The organism is Serratia sp. Ae19-1, assembly GCF_059801225.1.
The window spans coordinates 176,563-194,695 of the sequence record NZ_JBCHWD010000002.1; the positions used below are offsets into that span (position 1 = coordinate 176,563).

Annotated in this window: 1 protein-coding gene; it reads right to left on the reverse strand. The window is 65.2% G+C overall.

Features of this window, described 5'->3' with window-relative positions; translation table 11 throughout:
- Positions 1-43: 43 nt before the first annotated feature.
- Positions 44-17,824 carry an amino acid adenylation domain-containing protein gene (locus AAIE04_RS06320; RefSeq protein WP_498576685.1) on the reverse strand — a complete coding sequence of 5,927 codons (17,781 nt, stop codon included), beginning with the start codon at positions 17,822-17,824 and terminating at the stop codon, positions 44-46.
- Between the last annotated feature and the right edge of the window lie 309 nt (positions 17,825-18,133).

The window sequence follows — 18,133 nt, forward strand, 5'->3', positions numbered from 1 at the left end:
AAAAAAAGCCCTCTTGCGAGGGCTTCACCTACAAGCAACGCGGTCAGCGTCGGGCGAGCGCATTCAGCACGGCGCTGATGCGCTCCCCTAACCCGCGCCGGTTCGCGGCTTCCGACATCATGGTGACATGATCGCCATCGACCAGGTTGACCGTCACCGCCGACGCCGGCAAATGCCCCTCCCAGCCAAGCGCCGAGCCGTCACGGCGGTTGTAACCCGCCGGCTTGATGCGCTGCCAGTAGGCCTCCAGATCGTCGTTCAGCAAGCCGGGCATCTCCTCCACCGCTTTAAACAGGTGCAGATTAAGGCCGAGCGGCCGGATAACGCTGGCGCCGACCAGGGTCGCATAGTGATAACGCTTGCGCCACAAAGCGGCTTCCTTCTGCGGATCGTCGAGGAAAGTGCTGATGCCCTGGCCGTGCAGCACGGCCAGCGCCTCCTCCACCGACAGCGGCTGGAGGCGGGCGAACAGCGCCGCCTCCAGCGTCGGATGTTCCACCTCCAGCCAGCTGAGGAACAGCTGCGTCGCATCGCGCATCGCCTGCTGCGGCCGCATGGTGTCGAGCAGGCCCACCAGCGCCACCTCTTCCCCTTCCGCCTGCAGCCGCTCCGCCACCATGTAGGTCAAGATCCCGCCCGAAGAGTAACCGAACAGTTGATACGGCCCGCTGGCTTGCGCCTGTCGGATGACCCCGGCGACGATCTCCGCCATCGCCTCCATCGTTGCCGGCGGCGCGTCGGTCATCTCTGGCCATGGCACGGCATAAATCGGGAAGTCCGCATCGATCTCTTTGGCTATCTCATAAACATAGGAGTGATCGCCATAGCCGGTCGGCATGAAGAATACCGGCGGGCGCTGGCCGCTGCGGCGCGCCGGCAATGCCCTGAGCGGCTGTTCGCCCGTGCGCTGCTCGACATGCGCCGCCAGATCCGCCAACACCGGGTGGTCAAAGATCGCCTGTACCTGCAGTGCGATCCCCCACTGCTGCACCAGACTCGCCTGGCGCACCGCCAGCAGCGAGTGGCCGCCCAGTTCGAAGAAGTTGTCGTGTCTGCCGATCTGCGGCAGCCCCAGCAACTCCGCCCACGCCTGCGCCAACAGCGTTTCAGTATCGCCGCGCGGCGCTTCGTAGGCTTCGCCAGCGGCGGCGGCCATCTCCGGCGCCGGCAGAGCCCGCCGGTCAATCTTGCCGTTTGGCGTCAGCGGCATCGCCGCCAGCCAGACAAAGGCCGCGGGCAGCATATAGTCCGGCAGCTGCGCCGCCAAGTGCTGGCGCAGCTCGCTGGCCAACCCGTCGCTCGCCACGTCCTCACGCACGCTGATCCAGGCGATCAACCGCGTATCCGCACCGACGCAGTGGGCATCGACCACCGCTTCGTTCACCGCCGGGTGCGCCGCCAGGCGCGCCTCGATCTCTCCCATCTCGATGCGGAAGCCGCGAATTTTCACCTGACGATCGTTGCGTCGCTGATACTCGAGGTTGCCGTCCGCCCGATAGCGCACCAGGTCGCCGGTGCGATACATGCGTCCACCCGGATTGAATGGATCGTTCAGGAAGCGCTCTGCGGTCAGTTCCGGCCGGTTGAGGTACCCCAGCGCCACGCCCACGCCGCCGATATACAGCTCGCCGGTAACGCCCAGCGGCGCCGGTCGGCCGCGCGCATCCAGCACATAGGCTCGGGTGTTGCCGATCGGTTTGCCGATCGGCAAGCGCGTTGCGCCTTGCACCTCGGCGATCGTCGCCGTCGTCGCGAAGGTCGTCGCCTCTGTCGGCCCATAGGCATGGATCACCTGTACCGGCCCCGCTTCCTGCAGCAGACGTTCGAAGGCACCCGGCTCCTCTTTTTCCCCGCCGCAGATCAGGTAGCGCAGCTGGGCCAGCGTCGCGCCCATGCTGTACACATACTGATTGAACAGCGCGGTCGTCAGGAACAACGTCGTCACGCGATGCTGCGTCAATGCGGCGCTCAAGCGCGCCGCATCCATCACGGTTTCCGCCGGGATCACCACCAGTTCGCCGCCGTTCAACAGCGCCGCCCACACCTCCATCGTCGCGGCGTCGAAGGCCGGGTTAGCGGCGTAAGCCACTCGCTCCGTCGCATCGAACGCCGCATACCGGTTATTGATCACCAACCGGGTGATGCCCTGGTGCGGCGTCATCACGCCTTTCGGCAGCCCTGTGGAGCCGGACGTGTACATGATGTACGCCGCTTCGCCGCTCGACAGCGCCAGCGCCGGGTCGCTCTCGTCACCGCCGGCGACCTCCGGCCGCAGCAGCGGCAAGGTATCCCCGTCGGTCGCTTCACCGACGATAAGACGCGCGCCGCTGTCCTCCAGGATCCACTGCTGACGCGCCGCCGGCAGTTGCGGGTCGATCGGCACATACACCGCGCCGGCTTTGAAGATCGCCAACTGCGTCGCCACCAGATCGATGCTGCGCGTCAGGCGTGCCGCCACGCGCTCGCCCGGTTGGATGCCGCGTGCGATCAGGGCATGCGCCAGCCGGTTAGCCTGGGCGTTCAACGCCGCATAGCCGATCCGACGATCGCCTTGCACGATCGCCACAGCCTGCGGCGCACGCTGCGCCTGACGCTCAAACAGCTGATGCACGCAAAGCTCTGCAGGATAAGGCTCCGCCGTCTGATTCCATTCCTCCAGCAGCAGCCGGCGCTCTGACGGCGGCAGGATCTCCAGTTCGCTCGCCGGCAGGGTCGGCTGGCTTTCCAGTGCCTGCGCCAATGAGGCCAGCGCCTGTTGCATATAGCCGCAGATCCTCGCCGCCGGCACCGGCTCGCTGACCTGCGCCGTCAGCCCCAGAGAATCACCGCCGTCTTCCACCGACAGGACGAACGGATAGTTGGTGCGCTCCTGCGCGCTCAACAGCGCCATGCCTTCCGGCAGCACCAGCTCGCTGCCGTTGTTGTGGCGATAGTTGAGCAACGCGCTGAACAGCGGCATCCCCGCCGCCACGCCGCTGCAACGCTGCGCCAGCGCCAGCGGCGCATGTTCATGATGCAGCAACCCGCTCAGCCGGGCATGGGCCTGGCGCGCCGCCGTCACCACATCGTCATCGCCGATGTCGAGGCGCAGCGGCAAGGTATTGATAAACAGCCCCATCGCGCGCTCGGCGCCTTCCCCCGCCTGCATCCGCCCCAGCAGCACGGTGCCGAACACCACGCGGTCGTGGCCGCTGGTGCGGGCCAGCACCTGCGCCCAGGCCAGATGGCACAGGCTGGCCAGGCTCACGCCCAGCCGCTTGGCCTGATGCCGCAGACGTTCGTTCAGCGCCTTGTCGATAGGCTGGTGCGCCGTGGTGACGCCTTTGCCGTCGCCGCGCACGTTGCCGAGCCCGAACGGCAGCACCGGCTCTTCGATGTCCGCCAGCAGGGTGCGGAAGAAGGTTTCATGCTCTTGCGCGCTGACGCTCAAGCGCGCCTGCGCCACCGCATTGCGGAACGGCGGTGCGGCCCCCAGCTCGGCGCCTTTGCCGGCGAGGATCGTGGCGATCTCTTCCTCGATCAATGCCGCCGTGGAATGATCCCCCACCAGATGGTGCCATTGCTGCAGCATCCACCAACCGCCATCGCTATCTTGCGCCACCACCACGTTCAGCAGCGGCGCACGGCTGAGATCCAGGCGCGCATGCTGAGGATCGAAGCGCGCCAGCAGTTGATCGCCAATCGCCCCCTGCGCCGGATCGAGCGCCAGCTCAGTCCACGGCAGCGCAGCGGCGCGCCAAACGACCTGTACCGGCTCGCGGATCGCCTCGCTGATGAACGCCGTGCGCAGAATATCGTGACGATCGATCACCTGTTGCATCGCGGCCCGCCAACGATCCAGACGCTCGCGGTTCTCGAAGCGCAGCAGCGTTGACAACAGGTACGGATCGCCCCGCTCCGCCAACAGGTGGTGGAACAGAATCCCCTCCTGCAACGGCGACAGCGCATAGATATCCTGCACGTTGGCCACGCCGCCCGGCACGCGCGCCACGATGCTGTCGATCTCAGCCTGGTTCAGCGAGGCCAGCGGCAACAGCTCAGGCGTGATGCGCTCGCTATCCGGCCGCAGCAGGTTCTCAGGGATCTCGATTTCGCAGCGCGCCTCCAGCGCCTCCGCCAGCGAGGCCAGCGTCGGGGCGGTAAACAGCGTCTGCACGTTCGCCGTCAGGCCGCAGCGACGCAGCTCCGCGATCAGTTTCACCGCCAGCAGCGAATGCCCGCCCAGTTCGAAGAAATTGTCGTGTCGGCCGACATTCGGCAGACCGAGCAATTCGCCCCAGATCGCCGCCAACAGGGTTTCCGTCTCTCCCTGAGGCGCCTCATGGCCCACGCGCGCAAAGTCGTCGGCCTGCGGCGCCGGCAGCGCGCGGCGATCCACTTTGCCATTCGGGGTCAACGGCAAGTCGGCGAGCATCAGACAGGCCGACGGCACCATGTAGTCCGGCAGCTGCGCCGCCAAATGCCGCCGCAGCTCGTCTGTCAGATCGCGGCCTTCGGCCTCGGCTTGCGGAACGATCCAGGCGATCAACGCAGAATGCGCGCCGCGCACGTCAACCACCGCTTCGCGCACCGCCGGGTGCGTTTCCAGCAGGACTTCAATCTCGCTGCACTCGATGCGGAAGCCGCGGATCTTCACCTGCTGATCGTTGCGCCCGCAGTAATCGAGGTTGCCGTCCGACAGATAGCGCGCCAAATCGCCGGTGCGATACATGCGGCCCCCCTCGTTAAACGGATCCGCCAGGAAACGCTCGGCCGTGAGATCTTCGCGATTCAGGTAACCCAGCGCCACGCCCACGCCGCCGATATACAGCTCGCCAATCGCGCCCAGCGGCACCGGCTGACGGTGTTCGTCCAGCAGATACACCCGCGTATTGCCGATCGGCCGGCCAATCGGCAGACGGTGCCGCCCCGCCGCCACGGTGATGTGCGCCGAGGTGGCGGCGGTGGTGGCTTCCGTCGGGCCGTAACCATTGATCAGCTGCACCCGGCCGCCCTCCTTCAGCACCCGGGTATAGGCATGAGGATCCGCCGCTTCGCCGCCGCTGATCAGGTATTTCAGCCCCGCCAACGTCGCGGGGATGCTGTGCGCATGCTGATTGAACAGCGAGGTCGGCAGCACCAGCACCGTAATCGCCTGGCGCGTCAGCAGATCGGCGAACGCCGAGGCGTCCAGCAAGACCGCCGGCGGCACCACCACCAGCGCGGCGCCGTTCAGCAATGCGCCCCACACTTCCAGCGTCGCCGGATCGAACGCCGGGTTGATGGCGAAAGCGATGCGATCCGTGTCGCTGAACTCCGCATAGCCGTTATTGATCACCAATCGGTTGATCCCCTGATGCGGCACCATCACGCCTTTCGGCTTACCGGTTGAACCGGAGGTGTACATGATGTAGGCCAGATCCAGACTGTTGCTCGCCAATATCGGCGCGCCGGCCGGCAGGTCCGCGTCGTCGCTTTGAGGCAGACGGGCGACGCCGACGCCAATCTGCGCGTCGTCCTCACCGCCGTTCAGCAGCAGCACCGCGCCGCTGTCGGCGATGATCCAGTTTTGCCGGCCGGCCGGCAGCTGCGGATCAACCGGCACATAGGCCGCGCCGACTTTCAGGATCGCCAATTGGGCGATCACCAGGGCGGCGCAGCGCTCAAACCGGACCGCCACCCGCTGGCCGGGCTCCACGCCCGCCTCAATCAGACGCCAGGCCAGTCGATTGGCGCGTTCCGCCAACTGCTCGTAGCGGATAAGCTGCTCGCCATCGATCAACGCCGTCGCCTGCGGCGTGCGCCGCGCCTGCTCGTCGAACAGCTGATGCACGCACGCCTGCGCCGGATACGCCCGCTCGGTGCGGTTCCAATCGTGCAGCAGACGTTGGCGTTCGGCCGCAGGCAGCAGATCGACGCGCGTGGCCGGCTGAGCAAGATCCGCCACCATCGCTCGCAGCGCCTGCTGCAGATACGCGCCGTAGCGCACCGCCGTGTCGCGATCGAACAAGGCGCTGGCGTAATTCAACGAGCCGACAATACCGCTGCCGCTTTCCGCCAACTCAAGCGTCATGTCGAATTTCGCGACGTCATAGCTCAACCCCGCATCCGTCGTTTGCAGGCCCGGCAATGCGATATCGCGCACCGAGCCGTCCTGCCAGGCCAGCATCACCTGGAACAGCGGCGTCGCGTCCAGCTGGCGCGGCGGATTGACCACCTCCACCACCTGTTCGAACGGCAGATCGCCGTTTTCCCGCGCCGCCAACACCGTCTCGCGCACTCGCTCGAGCAAGACTTGCAGCGTCGGCTCACCGCGCAGATCGACATGCATCGCCAGCGTACTGACGAAGAAGCCGGCCAGCGGTTCGATTTCCAGCCTGCCGCGGTTGGCTTCCGGCGTGCCGATCACCACCTGCTGTTGGCCGGCCATGCGGGACAGCACCAGACTCCAGGCGGCCAACACCGTCATGAACAGCGTGCCGCCGTATTGACGGCTCAACCGCCGCAGCGCGTCGGTGAGCGCCGCGTCGATGACCAGCGGCACCTCGCCGCCGACGAACGACTGCATCGCCGGGCGCGGCCGATCGGTCGGCAGCGTCAGCAGCGCCGGCGCATCGCCCAGCGTCCGGCGCCAGAACGTCGCCTGCTCGGCCAACCGCTCCTGCGTCAGCCACTGGCGCTGCCAAACGGCATAATCGACGTATTGCACCGCCAGCGGCGGCAGCGGCGACGGTTCGCCGCGTTGGAAAGCGCCATACAACGCGCTCAACTCCCGCATCAGGATCCCGGTAGACCAGCCGTCGGAAACGATATGGTGGCAGGTCAGCAGGAACAGATGCCGCTGCTCGCTCACTTGCAGCAAGCAGGCCCGCACCAGCGGCCCCCCTTCCAGATCGAACGGCGCTTTCATCGCCGATTCGGCCAGCGCTTGCAAACGTGGCTCCGCCTGACGCTCGCCGCGCAAGTCGTGATGCGTCAGCGGCATGGCCGCCTCCGGCAAGATACGCACCTGAGGTTGCCCATCCTGGCAGACAAACACGCTGCGCAAGGCCTCGTGGCGGGCATACAGCGCGTCGAGGCTGCGCTGGAACGCCGCTGCATCCAGTTCGCCGTCCAGGCGCAACGCCAGCGGGATATGGTAAGTCTCGCCGATCCCGCCCATTTGGCTCAGGAACCACAGCCGCTGCTGGGCAAACGACAACGGCAAGGCGCCGTGACGCGGCGTCGGCACGATGGCCGTCGGCTGCGCCGCTCCCTCCCGTTCAAGCAACTGCGCCAGCGCCTGCAACACCGGCGCGGCGAACAGCGCCGACAGCGGCAGCCGCCAGCCGGCCTGCTGCACCCGATTGGCCAGCTGTACCGCCAGCAGCGAATGCCCGCCCAGGGCAAAGAAGTCATCATGACGCCCGACGCGTTCCACGTTCAACAACTGACGCCAGACGGACGCCAGCAGGCGCTCTCGCTCATCGGCCGGCGCTTCATAAACGGCGCGCGCGGCGGCGCCCAGCTCCGGCGCCGGCAGCGCGCGTTTGTCCAGTTTGCCGTTGGTGGTCAGCGGCAACGCCTCCAGCCACACGAAGGCCGTCGGCACCATATAATCCGGCAGACGACCGGCCAGATGCTGACGCAACCGCAGCGCCAGCGTTTCCCGATCCGCCCCTTCGCCCGGCACCGCCCAGGCCACCAAACGTTTGTCGCCGCCGTTGTCCTGCCAGGCGTCAACCGCCACACTGCGCACCTCAGGATGGCCCAGCAGCGCCGCCTCCACCTCACCGCACTCAATGCGGAAACCGCGAATTTTCACCTGCTGATCGTTGCGCCCCAGGTACTCCAGCTCACCGTTCGGCAAATAGCGCGCCAAATCGCCGGCGCGATACATCCGTTCTCCCGCCACGAAAGGATCGTCGAGGAAACGTTGCGCATTCAGCTCCGGCCGATTCAGGTAGCCGCGCGCCACCCCCAGCCCACCGACGTACAGCTCGCCCACTGCGCCCTGCGCTACCGGCTGAGCATGTTCGTCAAGCAGATACAAACGCAGATCCGGGATACGGCGGCCGATCGGGCTGCCGCTGCCGGTGATGTCCGCCGGAGACATTTCCCGGTAGGTGACGTGCACCGTCGTTTCCGTTATGCCGTACATATTGATTAGCCGCGGCGCGTCCGGCCGATTACGCGCATACCACGGCGCCAGATCGGCCGGATTCAGCATTTCGCCGCCGAAGACGATGTAGCGCAGCCGATGCGGCGTGTCGTCCTGAGCCTGAATGAACGCCTTAAAGGCGCTTGGCGTCTGGTTCAGCACCGTCACGCCCTGACGGCACACCAGCTGATAGAACGCGGGAGCGGAGCGCGCCGTTTCCTGCGGCACGATCACCAGCCGGCCGCCGTGGCGCCACGCGCCCCAGATTTCCCATACCGAGAAATCGAAGGCGAACGAGTGGAACAGGCACCAGACATCCTCGGCGTCAAAGCCGAAGCCGTCATCGGTCGCGGTAAACAGGCGCTCAACCTGGCGGTGTTCCACCATCACGCCTTTCGGTTTGCCGGTCGAGCCGGAGGTATAGATCACATAGGCCAGATTGGCCGCCGTCAGCCCCGCCACCTGCGGATTGGCGGCCTCGGCGCCCCAATCCTCCTCCAGCGCCATCATCGGCACGTCGGCCCCGCTCAGCGCCGAGCGCCCTGCGGCGTCGGCCAGCAGCAACACCGGCCGGGCATCTTGCAAAATGTACTCCAGACGTTCGCCGGTATAAGCCGGATCGAGCGGCACATAGGCGCCGCCCGCTTTCAGGATCGCCAGCAATCCGACCAGCATCGGCGTGCCGCGCTCCGCACACAGGGCCACCAGGCGATCGGGCCCGACGCCGCGGGCGATCAACACCTGCGCCAACGCGTTGGCTTGCTCATTGAGCGCCCGATAGCTGAGGCGTTCTTCTCCGCACACCACAGCGACCGCCTCCGGCGTGCGCTGCGCCAGCCGCTCCAGATGATGGTGCGGGCAGAGGTCCGTCTGCGGTTCGGCCGGCGTCCGGTTCCAGCCATGCAGCAACCGCTGCCGCTCGTCCTGCGGCAACAGCGCAAGCTGCGAAACCGGCTGCGCCGCCGCCAAGGCGATGCCCTGCAGCACCTGGCGCAGATAGATCCCGTAGCGCTCGGCGGTTTCACGATCGAACAACGCCGTGGCGTAATACAGCGATCCGGCGATCTCTTCACCGATCTCGGTCAGATCCAAGGTCATGTCATATTTCGCCGCGGCATAGCCGGCATCGATCGCTTCCGCCTGCAGCCCCGGCAGACCGATGTCGTGCACCGAACCGTCCTGCCAGCTCAACATCACCTGGAACAGCGGAGTATGGCCGCGATGACGCGGCGGGTTCACCTGTTCAACCACCTGCTCGAAAGGCAGATCGCCATGATCGCGCGCCGCCAGCAGCGTATCGCGCACGCGCAGCGCCAACGTCGGCAAATCCGGATCGTCGGACAGATCGATGCGCAGCGCCAGGGTGCTGACGAAGAAGCCAATCATCGGTTCCGTTTCCAGCCGGCGACGGTTGGCCTCCGGCGTGCCGATCACCAGATCGCGCTGCCCCGACAAGCGGGACAGCACGACGCTCCACGCCGTCAGCAGCGTGATGAACAGCGTACACCCCTGACGCAGGCTGAATTGCCTCAGCGCCGCGGTCAGCTCGGCATCGAGCGAGATCGCCACCCGATCCCCGGCGAATGACTGCACCGCCGGGCGCGGGCGGTCGGTCGGCAGCGTCAACAGCGCCGGCGCGTCGCCCAGCGTCTGGCGCCAATAATCGGCCTGCTTCGATAACCGCGCCGGCTGCAGCCATTGCCGCTGCCAGTGGGCGTAATCCGCGTACTGCAACGCCAGCGGCGGCAGCGGCGACGGTTCGTCGCGACACAAAGCGCCGTACAGCGCGCCCAGCTCCCGCAGCAGGATGCCGTTCGACCAGCCATCGGAAATGATGTGGTGGCAGGTCAGTGCGAACAGCTGTTCATCGTCGCTCAGCCGGATGAGGCAGGCGCGCAGCAGCGGGCCGCCGGCCAGATCGAAGGGCGCCGTGACCTCTTCCCGCATCAACGCGGCGGCGCGCGCCTGCGCATCCGCGACGCCACGCAGATCGTGGATCGTCAGCGGCAAACCGGCGACCGGCAAAATGAGCGCCTGCGGCTGGCCGTCGCGGCTGATGAAAACGGTGCGCAACGCGTCATGGCGCGCATAAAGCGCGTCGAGGCTGCTCTGCCAGGCGGCCAGATTCAGCGACCCGCGCAGCCGCAGCGCCAGCGGCATGTGGTAAATTTCGCTCATGCCGTCCAGCTGGGTCAGGAACCACAGGCGCTGCTGAGCGAACGACAGCGGCAAGGCCGCATCGCGCGGCGCGGGCAGAACCGGCGGCAGGCTTTCTGCCTGCGTGATCTGGCGCGCCAGCGCCTGCAAGACCGGGTTGGCGAACAGCGCCTGCAGCGACAGCGGCAACCCGCTTTGCTGCAGGCGGTTGGCCAAACGCACCGCCAACAGCGAATGGCCGCCCAAGGCGAAGAAACTGTCGTTGCGGCCAACCTGTTCCACGCCCAGCAGCTCTTCCCACAGCGCCGCCAGGCGCTGTTCTACGTCCCCCTGTGGCGCCTCGTAGGCTTCACGACGATAGGCCTCGCCCGACGGGTCGGGCAATGCGCGGCGATCGAGCTTGCCATTTGGCGACAGCGGCAGCGTCTCGAGCAGCACGCAGGCGGCCGGCACCATGTAATCCGGCAGTTTGTCGGCCAGATGCCGGCGCAACGTCTCCGCCAGCGACGCCTCCTCGGCGCCCTGCTGCGGCACCACCCAGGCGATCAGGCGTTTTTCACCGCCGTCGCCGCCGCGCGCATCCACCACCGCTTCACGCACCTGCGGATGCGCGGCCAGCGCCGCCTCTATCTCTCCGCATTCGATACGGAAACCGCGGATCTTCACCTGCTGATCGTTGCGCCCCAGATACTCGATATTGCCGTCCGGCAGGTAGCGGGCCACGTCGCCGGTACGGTACATGCGGCCGCCGTGGCCGGCATCGAACGGATCGGCCAGGAAGCGCGCCGCCGTCAGTTCAGGCCGGTTGAAATAGCCGCGCGCCACCTGAATGCCGCCGATATACAGCTCGCCAACCGCTCCCAGCGGCACCGGTTGCCCTTGTTCATCAAGCAGATAGATCCGCGTGTTGGCCACCGGCCGCCCAATCGGCACCGACACCAGCCCGGGTTGGCGGGTGCAATGCCAGGCGGTCACGTCCACCGCCGCTTCGGTCGGTCCATAGAGGTTATGCAACTCGACATGCGGCATCTGGCGATAGAACTCCGCCACCAGCGAGGCGGGCAGCGCCTCGCCGCTGCACATGACGCGCACCACTTGCCCGCAGCGGCGGCTCGCGCCTTCATACAACAGGAAGCTTTGCAGCATCGACGGCACAAAGTGCAGCGTTGTCACGCCATACTGTTCGATGGCGCGGCTCAGGTACTCAGGATCCTTATGGCCTTCAGGGCGCGCCATCGCCAGGCGCGCGCCATACATCAACGGCCAGAAGAATTCCCACACCGAGACGTCGAAGCCGAACGGCGTTTTCTGCAGCACCGTATCCGCCGGCGTCAATCCATAAGCCTGCTGCATCCAGATCAGGCGGTTAACGATGCCGCGATGCTCATTCATCGCGCCTTTCGGTTTGCCGGTCGAGCCGGAGGTATAAATCACGTAGGCCAGATGATTGGGCTGCGCGCGCGACGCCGGGTTATCGGCATTCAGATCGTTCGGCAACGGTTCATCCAGCGCCAGCAGCGGCACCGCGTGTTCGCCCAGCGCCGCGCGACCGGCGGCATCCGCCAGCAGCAGCACCGGATCGGCGTCCTGCAGGATATACTGCAGACGCTCGCCCGGATAAGCCGGATCCAGCGGCACATAGGCGCCGCCGGCCTTGAGGATGCCGAACAATGCCGTCACCATCGCCAGACTGCGCTCGGCGCACACCGCCACGCGGCAATCCGGACCGACGCCGCGCTGCATCAGCGCGTGCGCCAGGCGATTGGCCTGCGCATTCAGCTGGGCGTAGCTCAGTTCGGCGTCGCCGCAGACCAGCGCCACGGCGTCCGGCGTGCGGCGCACCTGCGCTTCAAACAACGCATGCAGGCAGACATCCTGCGGGTAAGGCTGCGCCGTTGCGTTCCAGCCGTTGATCAGCAAGGCGTACTCGTCGTCCGGCAAAATCGACAGTTCACGCACCGGCATTTCCGGCGTGTGTTCCAGCGCATTCACCAGAGCAGTCAATGCCTGTTGCATATAGCGGCACACCCGCGCGGCTTCGATAGGCTCGATGACCTGCGCCGTCAACGCCAGCGAGTCCATGCCGTCGTCCACCGACAGCACAAACGGATAGTTGGTGCGTTCGTCCGCGCCGATCAGGCTGACCCCTTCCGGCAGCGCCAATTCTTCTCCGTCGTTGTGACGGTAGTTCAGCAGCGCACTGAACAGCGGCGCGCCGCTGTTCACGCCGCTGCAGCGCTGCGCCAACGCCAGCGAGGCGTGCTCATGCGCCAGCAAGCCGCTCAGGCGCGCATGCGCCTGCCGCACCGACGCCTCAACGCTGCGCCCGTCCATATCCAGCCGCAGCGGCAGCGTATTGATGAATAGCCCCAGCGCCCGCTCGGCGCCTTCGCCCGATTCCATGCGGCCCAGCAGCACCGTGCCGAACACCACGGCATCCCGCCCGCTGGTGCGCGCCAGCACCTGTGCCCAGGCCAGATGGCACAGGCTGGCCAGGCTGACGCCCAGCCGTTTCGCCTGTCGACGCAGGCCGGCATTCAGCGCCGGTGCCAGCGCCAGGCGGTCGGTATTGGCGCACTGACCGTCGCCGTGGACGTTGCCGAGCCCGAACGGCAGCACCGGTTCGTCGATGTCCGCCAACATGCCGCGGAAGAAACTCTCATGTTCCTGTTCGCTGAGCCCCAAACGCGCCTGCGCCACCGCATTGCGGAACGGCTGCGCACTGCCCAGCGTCTCGCCGCGTCCGGCCAGAATGGCGTTGACTTCTTCTCCCATCATCGCCAGCGTCGAGTGGTCGCCAATCAGGTGGTGCCACTGCTGCAAGACGTACCAGCTGCCGTCGCTCTCTTCGGCGATGACGTAATACAGCAGCGGCGCCCGCGTCAGATCCTGACGGATCCGCCGGGGATCGAAACGCGCTTCCAGCTGACGGCCGATCGGCCCCTCGGCCGGATCCAGCGCCAGCTCGATCACCGCTAAACGCGCCCGACGCCAGACGACCTGTACCGGTTCGGATAACCCCGCACCGACAAAAGCCGTGCGCAAAATGTCATGACGATCCACCACCTGCTGCATCGCCGCCAGCCAGCGATCGAAACGCGCCCGGCTGTCGAAACGCAGCAATGCCGATAACAGGTAGGGATCGCCCTCTTCCGCCAGCATATGGTGGAACAAGATGCCTTCCTGCAACGGGGAGAGGGCGTAGATATCCTGTACGTTGTCGATGCCGCCCTCCACGCCGTCGACGATCTGATCGATCTCCGCCTGAGTCAGATCGGCCAGCGGCAACATCTGCGGCGTGATTGCGCGGCAACCCGGCGCAATCCGATTTTCCGGCACCTTGATCCGCTGCTGCGACACCAGCGTTTGCGCCAGAGCCGACAGCGTTGGCGTGGAGAACAGCGCCTGAACGCTCGCCGACAGCCCGGCCTGGCGCAGCTGCGCCATCAGTTTCACCGCCAGCAGCGAATGGCCGCCCAACTCGAAGAAGTTGTCATGACGCCCCACGCGTTCAACGTTCAACAACCCCTGCCAGATCTGAGCCAGCAGCGTTTCGGTTTCCCCCTGCGGCTCGACATAGTTTTCGCGCATGGCGGCATCCGGTGCCGGCACCGGCAGCGCGCGCCGATCCAGTTTACCGTTCGGCGACAGCGGCAACGCCTCCAGCCACACAAAGGCCGTCGGCACCATATAATCCGGCAGCGCTGCAGCGAGCGCCCGGCGCAGCGTCTGCGCCAACGCCTCACGCTCCGCTTCCGGCTGCGGCACGACCCAGGCCACCAGACGTTTGTCGCCTTCGCCATCAGTGAGTGCATCCACCACCGCGTCGCGCACGGCGGCATGCATAGCCAGCTGCGACTCGATTTCACCGCATTCGATGCGGAAGCCGCGAATTTTTACCTGCAGATCGTTGCGGCCCAGATACTCCAGGCTGCCGTCCGGCATATAGCGCGCCAGATCGCCGGTGCGGTACATGCGGCCACCCGGCGCGAAAGGATCGGCCAGGAAACGCTCCGCCGTCAGCTCCGGCAGGTTCAGGTAGCCGCGCGCCACCTGCGCGCCGCCGATATACAGCTCACCCACGGCGCCCAGCGGCACCGGCTGGCCATATTCATCCAGCAAGTACGCCCGGCCGTTGGCGATAGGCCGGCCGATTGACGGCATCGCCGCACCGACCGCCGGCTCGCCCGACGTCGCTACCACGGTCGTCTCCGTCGGCCCATAGTTATTCACAATGGTTACGCCAGGCGGCGCCTGCAGCGGCCAGCGGCGAATGCTGTCGCCGCCGATCAGCAGCATCCGCAGATCGGCTGGCATTTCGCCCATCAGTGCGATCTCGGCCAGCGGCGTCACCATAAACCCGACCTGCACACCGCTGCCGCGCCACCATTGCAGCAGCGCTTCGCCATTGCCCGCCGCCTCTGCCGGCGGCAGCAGCAGCATCGCCCCTTGCGTCAACGTCGGCCAGATTTCCCAAACGCTGGCGTCAAAACCCAGCCCCGCCATGCTGGTCGTTCGTTCACCAGCCTGCAAACTGGTCGCTGCGCAGTGCCACATGATCAGGTTGATCAGGTGCGCCTGCTCCACCATCACCCCTTTCGGTTTACCGGTCGAGCCCGAGGTGTAAACCACATACGCCAGATTGTCGGGCTGCGCGCGCGGCGGCAGGTCGTGATCCTGCTCTGGCAGCACGTCTTCCAGAGCCAACAGCGGCGCCGCCACCTCTCCCAGCGCGGCACGGCCGACGCTGTCTGCCAACAGCAGCGCCGGCGCACAGTCCTGCACGATATAGTGCAGCCGCTCAGCGGGATAAGCCGGATCCAGCGGCACATAGCCGCCGCCGGCTTTCAGGATCGCCAGCAGCGCGACGATCATGTCCGGGCTGCGCGCAGCGCAGACCGCTACGCGGCTTTCCGGCCCCACGCCGCGTGCCGCCAGATGGTGCGCCAGCCGGTTGGCGCGCACGTTCAGTTCCGCATAGCTCAGCGATACCTCGCCCTGAGACAACGCCGGCGCCGTTGGCGTACGCCGCGCCTGCGCTTCAAACAGGGCCGACACGCTCGACGCCGGCGGGAAAGCCCGGTGGGTGCGGTTGCGCTGGTTGAGCAATAGCTCTCGCTCCGCCTGGCTCAGTAAACGTTCGCCGCGCACCGGCGCATTCGGCGCCGCAGCGGCCTGCTGGAGCAGCAACAGCAGATGCTGCGCAGCGCGCAGCATCTGCTCGTCCCCCACCGCGGCGCTGTCGTACACCCAACGGAAAGCGCCGTTGCTTTCACTGATTTGCAGCACCGCCCGGGCGCCGGAGCGTTTAACCGCCGCTGCGCCCTCCTGGGTTTCGTCGAACCCCGGCGCGGTATCGCGGCCCAATAGCGCCACAACGGTTGACCAGGCACGCGAACGCGTGTCCAGGCCGAGCAACGCCGGATGGTAGGCCCGGCGCGCACACGCCTGCTGCCATTCGCGTCGCATCTGCGCCTGCGCCTCGGCGAAGCCCAGCGTCGGATTCAGCGAGATCTGCAGCGGCAGCGTCCAGACCTGATCCGGCTCGCCGATGCCGTCATCCGTCGCGTTCAGCCAGCCAAGTTGGAAATCACTTTCGCCGCCCATCAATCCCAGATACAACGCCAGCCCGGTCAACACCGATTCAACGTCGATCTTGCCCGCGTGTTGCCAGGCCGTCGCCTGCCATGCCGGCCGGGTTTCGCGCTGCCAGGCTACCGGGAACGCCGCCGGGGCAAACTGCGCCAATCGCGGTTGCCAGAAGGCCGCATGGTGCCCACCGGCCGCCTGCATCTCCTCCAGCCGTTTCGCCTGTGAAGGGTCAAGCAACGGCAACCGCTCGCCCACCGTCAGGCCGCGCAGCTGCGCCAGCGCTTCCCCCGGTGCCAGCTCGCCCTCGGCGGTGAACCAGCCCCCGATCCGCACCGTCCCTTCCGCCGTGGCGATATTCCAGCCCGCATCGTCGACGCTGAGCAGCGTACCGGGTGCCGCATCGCCGGCGTCATGCAGCATTTCCAGACGCCCAACGCCCAGCGCCCGGTCGGCCAACAGAATTTTCAGCGCGCAATCGCCCGACGGATGGCCGAGTGACGTCGCGAGGCGCACCAGTTCAGCGGCAGGACGATCCCAGCGGATGAAGCCGGCAGCCGGCGGCAGTCGGCGAAGATCGTAGAAACTGCCGCTGACGTCCGTTTCAGGCTGCGCATGAAGCTGTTGCATCACCTGAGCGATGCTGCCCTCAGGCTGCTCGCAAAGGCTCCGCAGAATAAACTGGAAACGCCGCTGCAAACTCTCAAGCTGGCTTAATGAATGGGCATGCGGCGCATCGGCAAACATGACGTCCAACTCCTGCGCCTGCTGATCTTCGTAAAACAGAATTTGCATATCGCTGACGGCAATGTTGCCGCCGTAATACCAGCGCGTCTTACATCCCCAAAACGGATCGCCATGATCGAAGGAAACGATATTGATGGCGGGGCCAAACCAGGATGAACTCATGGTGCTGCGATCGCGACGAATGTCTTCACCGCGATATAATTGCCGACGAACCACTTTGGCTATTTCCGCCGCGACCTGTTGTGCGAAATCAGCCAGATGACTTTCAGGGTTAATGGCTAAAATCAGTGGTACCACATTCGCGGTCATGCCAATACTGTTTCGCTCTCGCGTACCGGTCACCGGCAGGCTGAAATTCAACAAGGTCTGACCAGTAATACTATGGAAACATAATGCGACGGCCGTCGCCAATATATGAGCGCGATGCACGCCGGCTTTTTCCGCCCCCCGATCAATCGCCGCTATCTCATTTATTGCTAGTGTGTGATTACTGATTTGCATGGACGAATAAGGGACGAGTTTCTCCTGACGCGTCAGGCTATGGGGCGCGGCGAGCGTGTAGTCTTGCCAGAACTGTTTATCGGTAGCGAAGCGGGAAGAGTCGCGGTACTGCAGATCGTGTTCATACAGCCGGGTAAAACTGCAATTGCTGAATTCAGGAATGGTTTTTTTCTCAGCCAATGCGTTGTAATACAGCGCGATACGGCGCATGAACTCTTCGGCGCTGCGGCCATCCACCAGCATGTGGTGAAAACGCCGGTAGAGGATATAGCTGCCCGGCGCCAACGTCAGTAAGGCAAAACCGAACAGGTCCTGATCCAGCGCGGAGATCACGCGATCGGCATCTTGCCGCATCCAGCGCTGCGCCGCTAATTCAGGATATTCGTGGCTGCTGAAATCCTGCACGGCAAGCGGATCATGACTGCGCGCCGCACGGTATTGATAAAGCTCGCCGTCTTGTTCGGTGAAACGGGCCTGCATCGCCGGCGTTTCTTCAACGATCGCGTCTATCGCCTGGCGCAGCAGGGCTATCTGCAACGGCCCTTCTATCGTGCCGTATCCCCACATATTGAACGGCAAGCCTTCAGACATGCTGGCGCTCAGCCAAAGCTCGCGCTGAGCGGTGGTAATTTCATGCAGTTCGACTTTCTCCACCGCAACATGAGCACCCGCACGGAATTCCCCACTCTTCACATCAGTTTGTTTGTTCATAATATTCTCTAGCACGTTTTCATTACGTTAATGAAAGGGACCGTCCGGATTTAGGCAAAGCCTGGCCGCCCGACAGTTCAAGTCAGAATAAAAAAACCGTAGAAAAGTTGGGTCTCCCCCCAACTAAGAAAGGATGTAATGCTTAATCCAGAGGTTCCCCCTGTGCCTCAATTTGCTGAGGTGTGAAGTATAGGAGAGGATATTTTTTTTGGCGAAATGTGCGAAAGGGAATAAATGACCATTTTATTTCCCCGATATTACTCAGGGATGACGAGCGTATTCCGCTTGTATTAATTCGAGATAATTAGG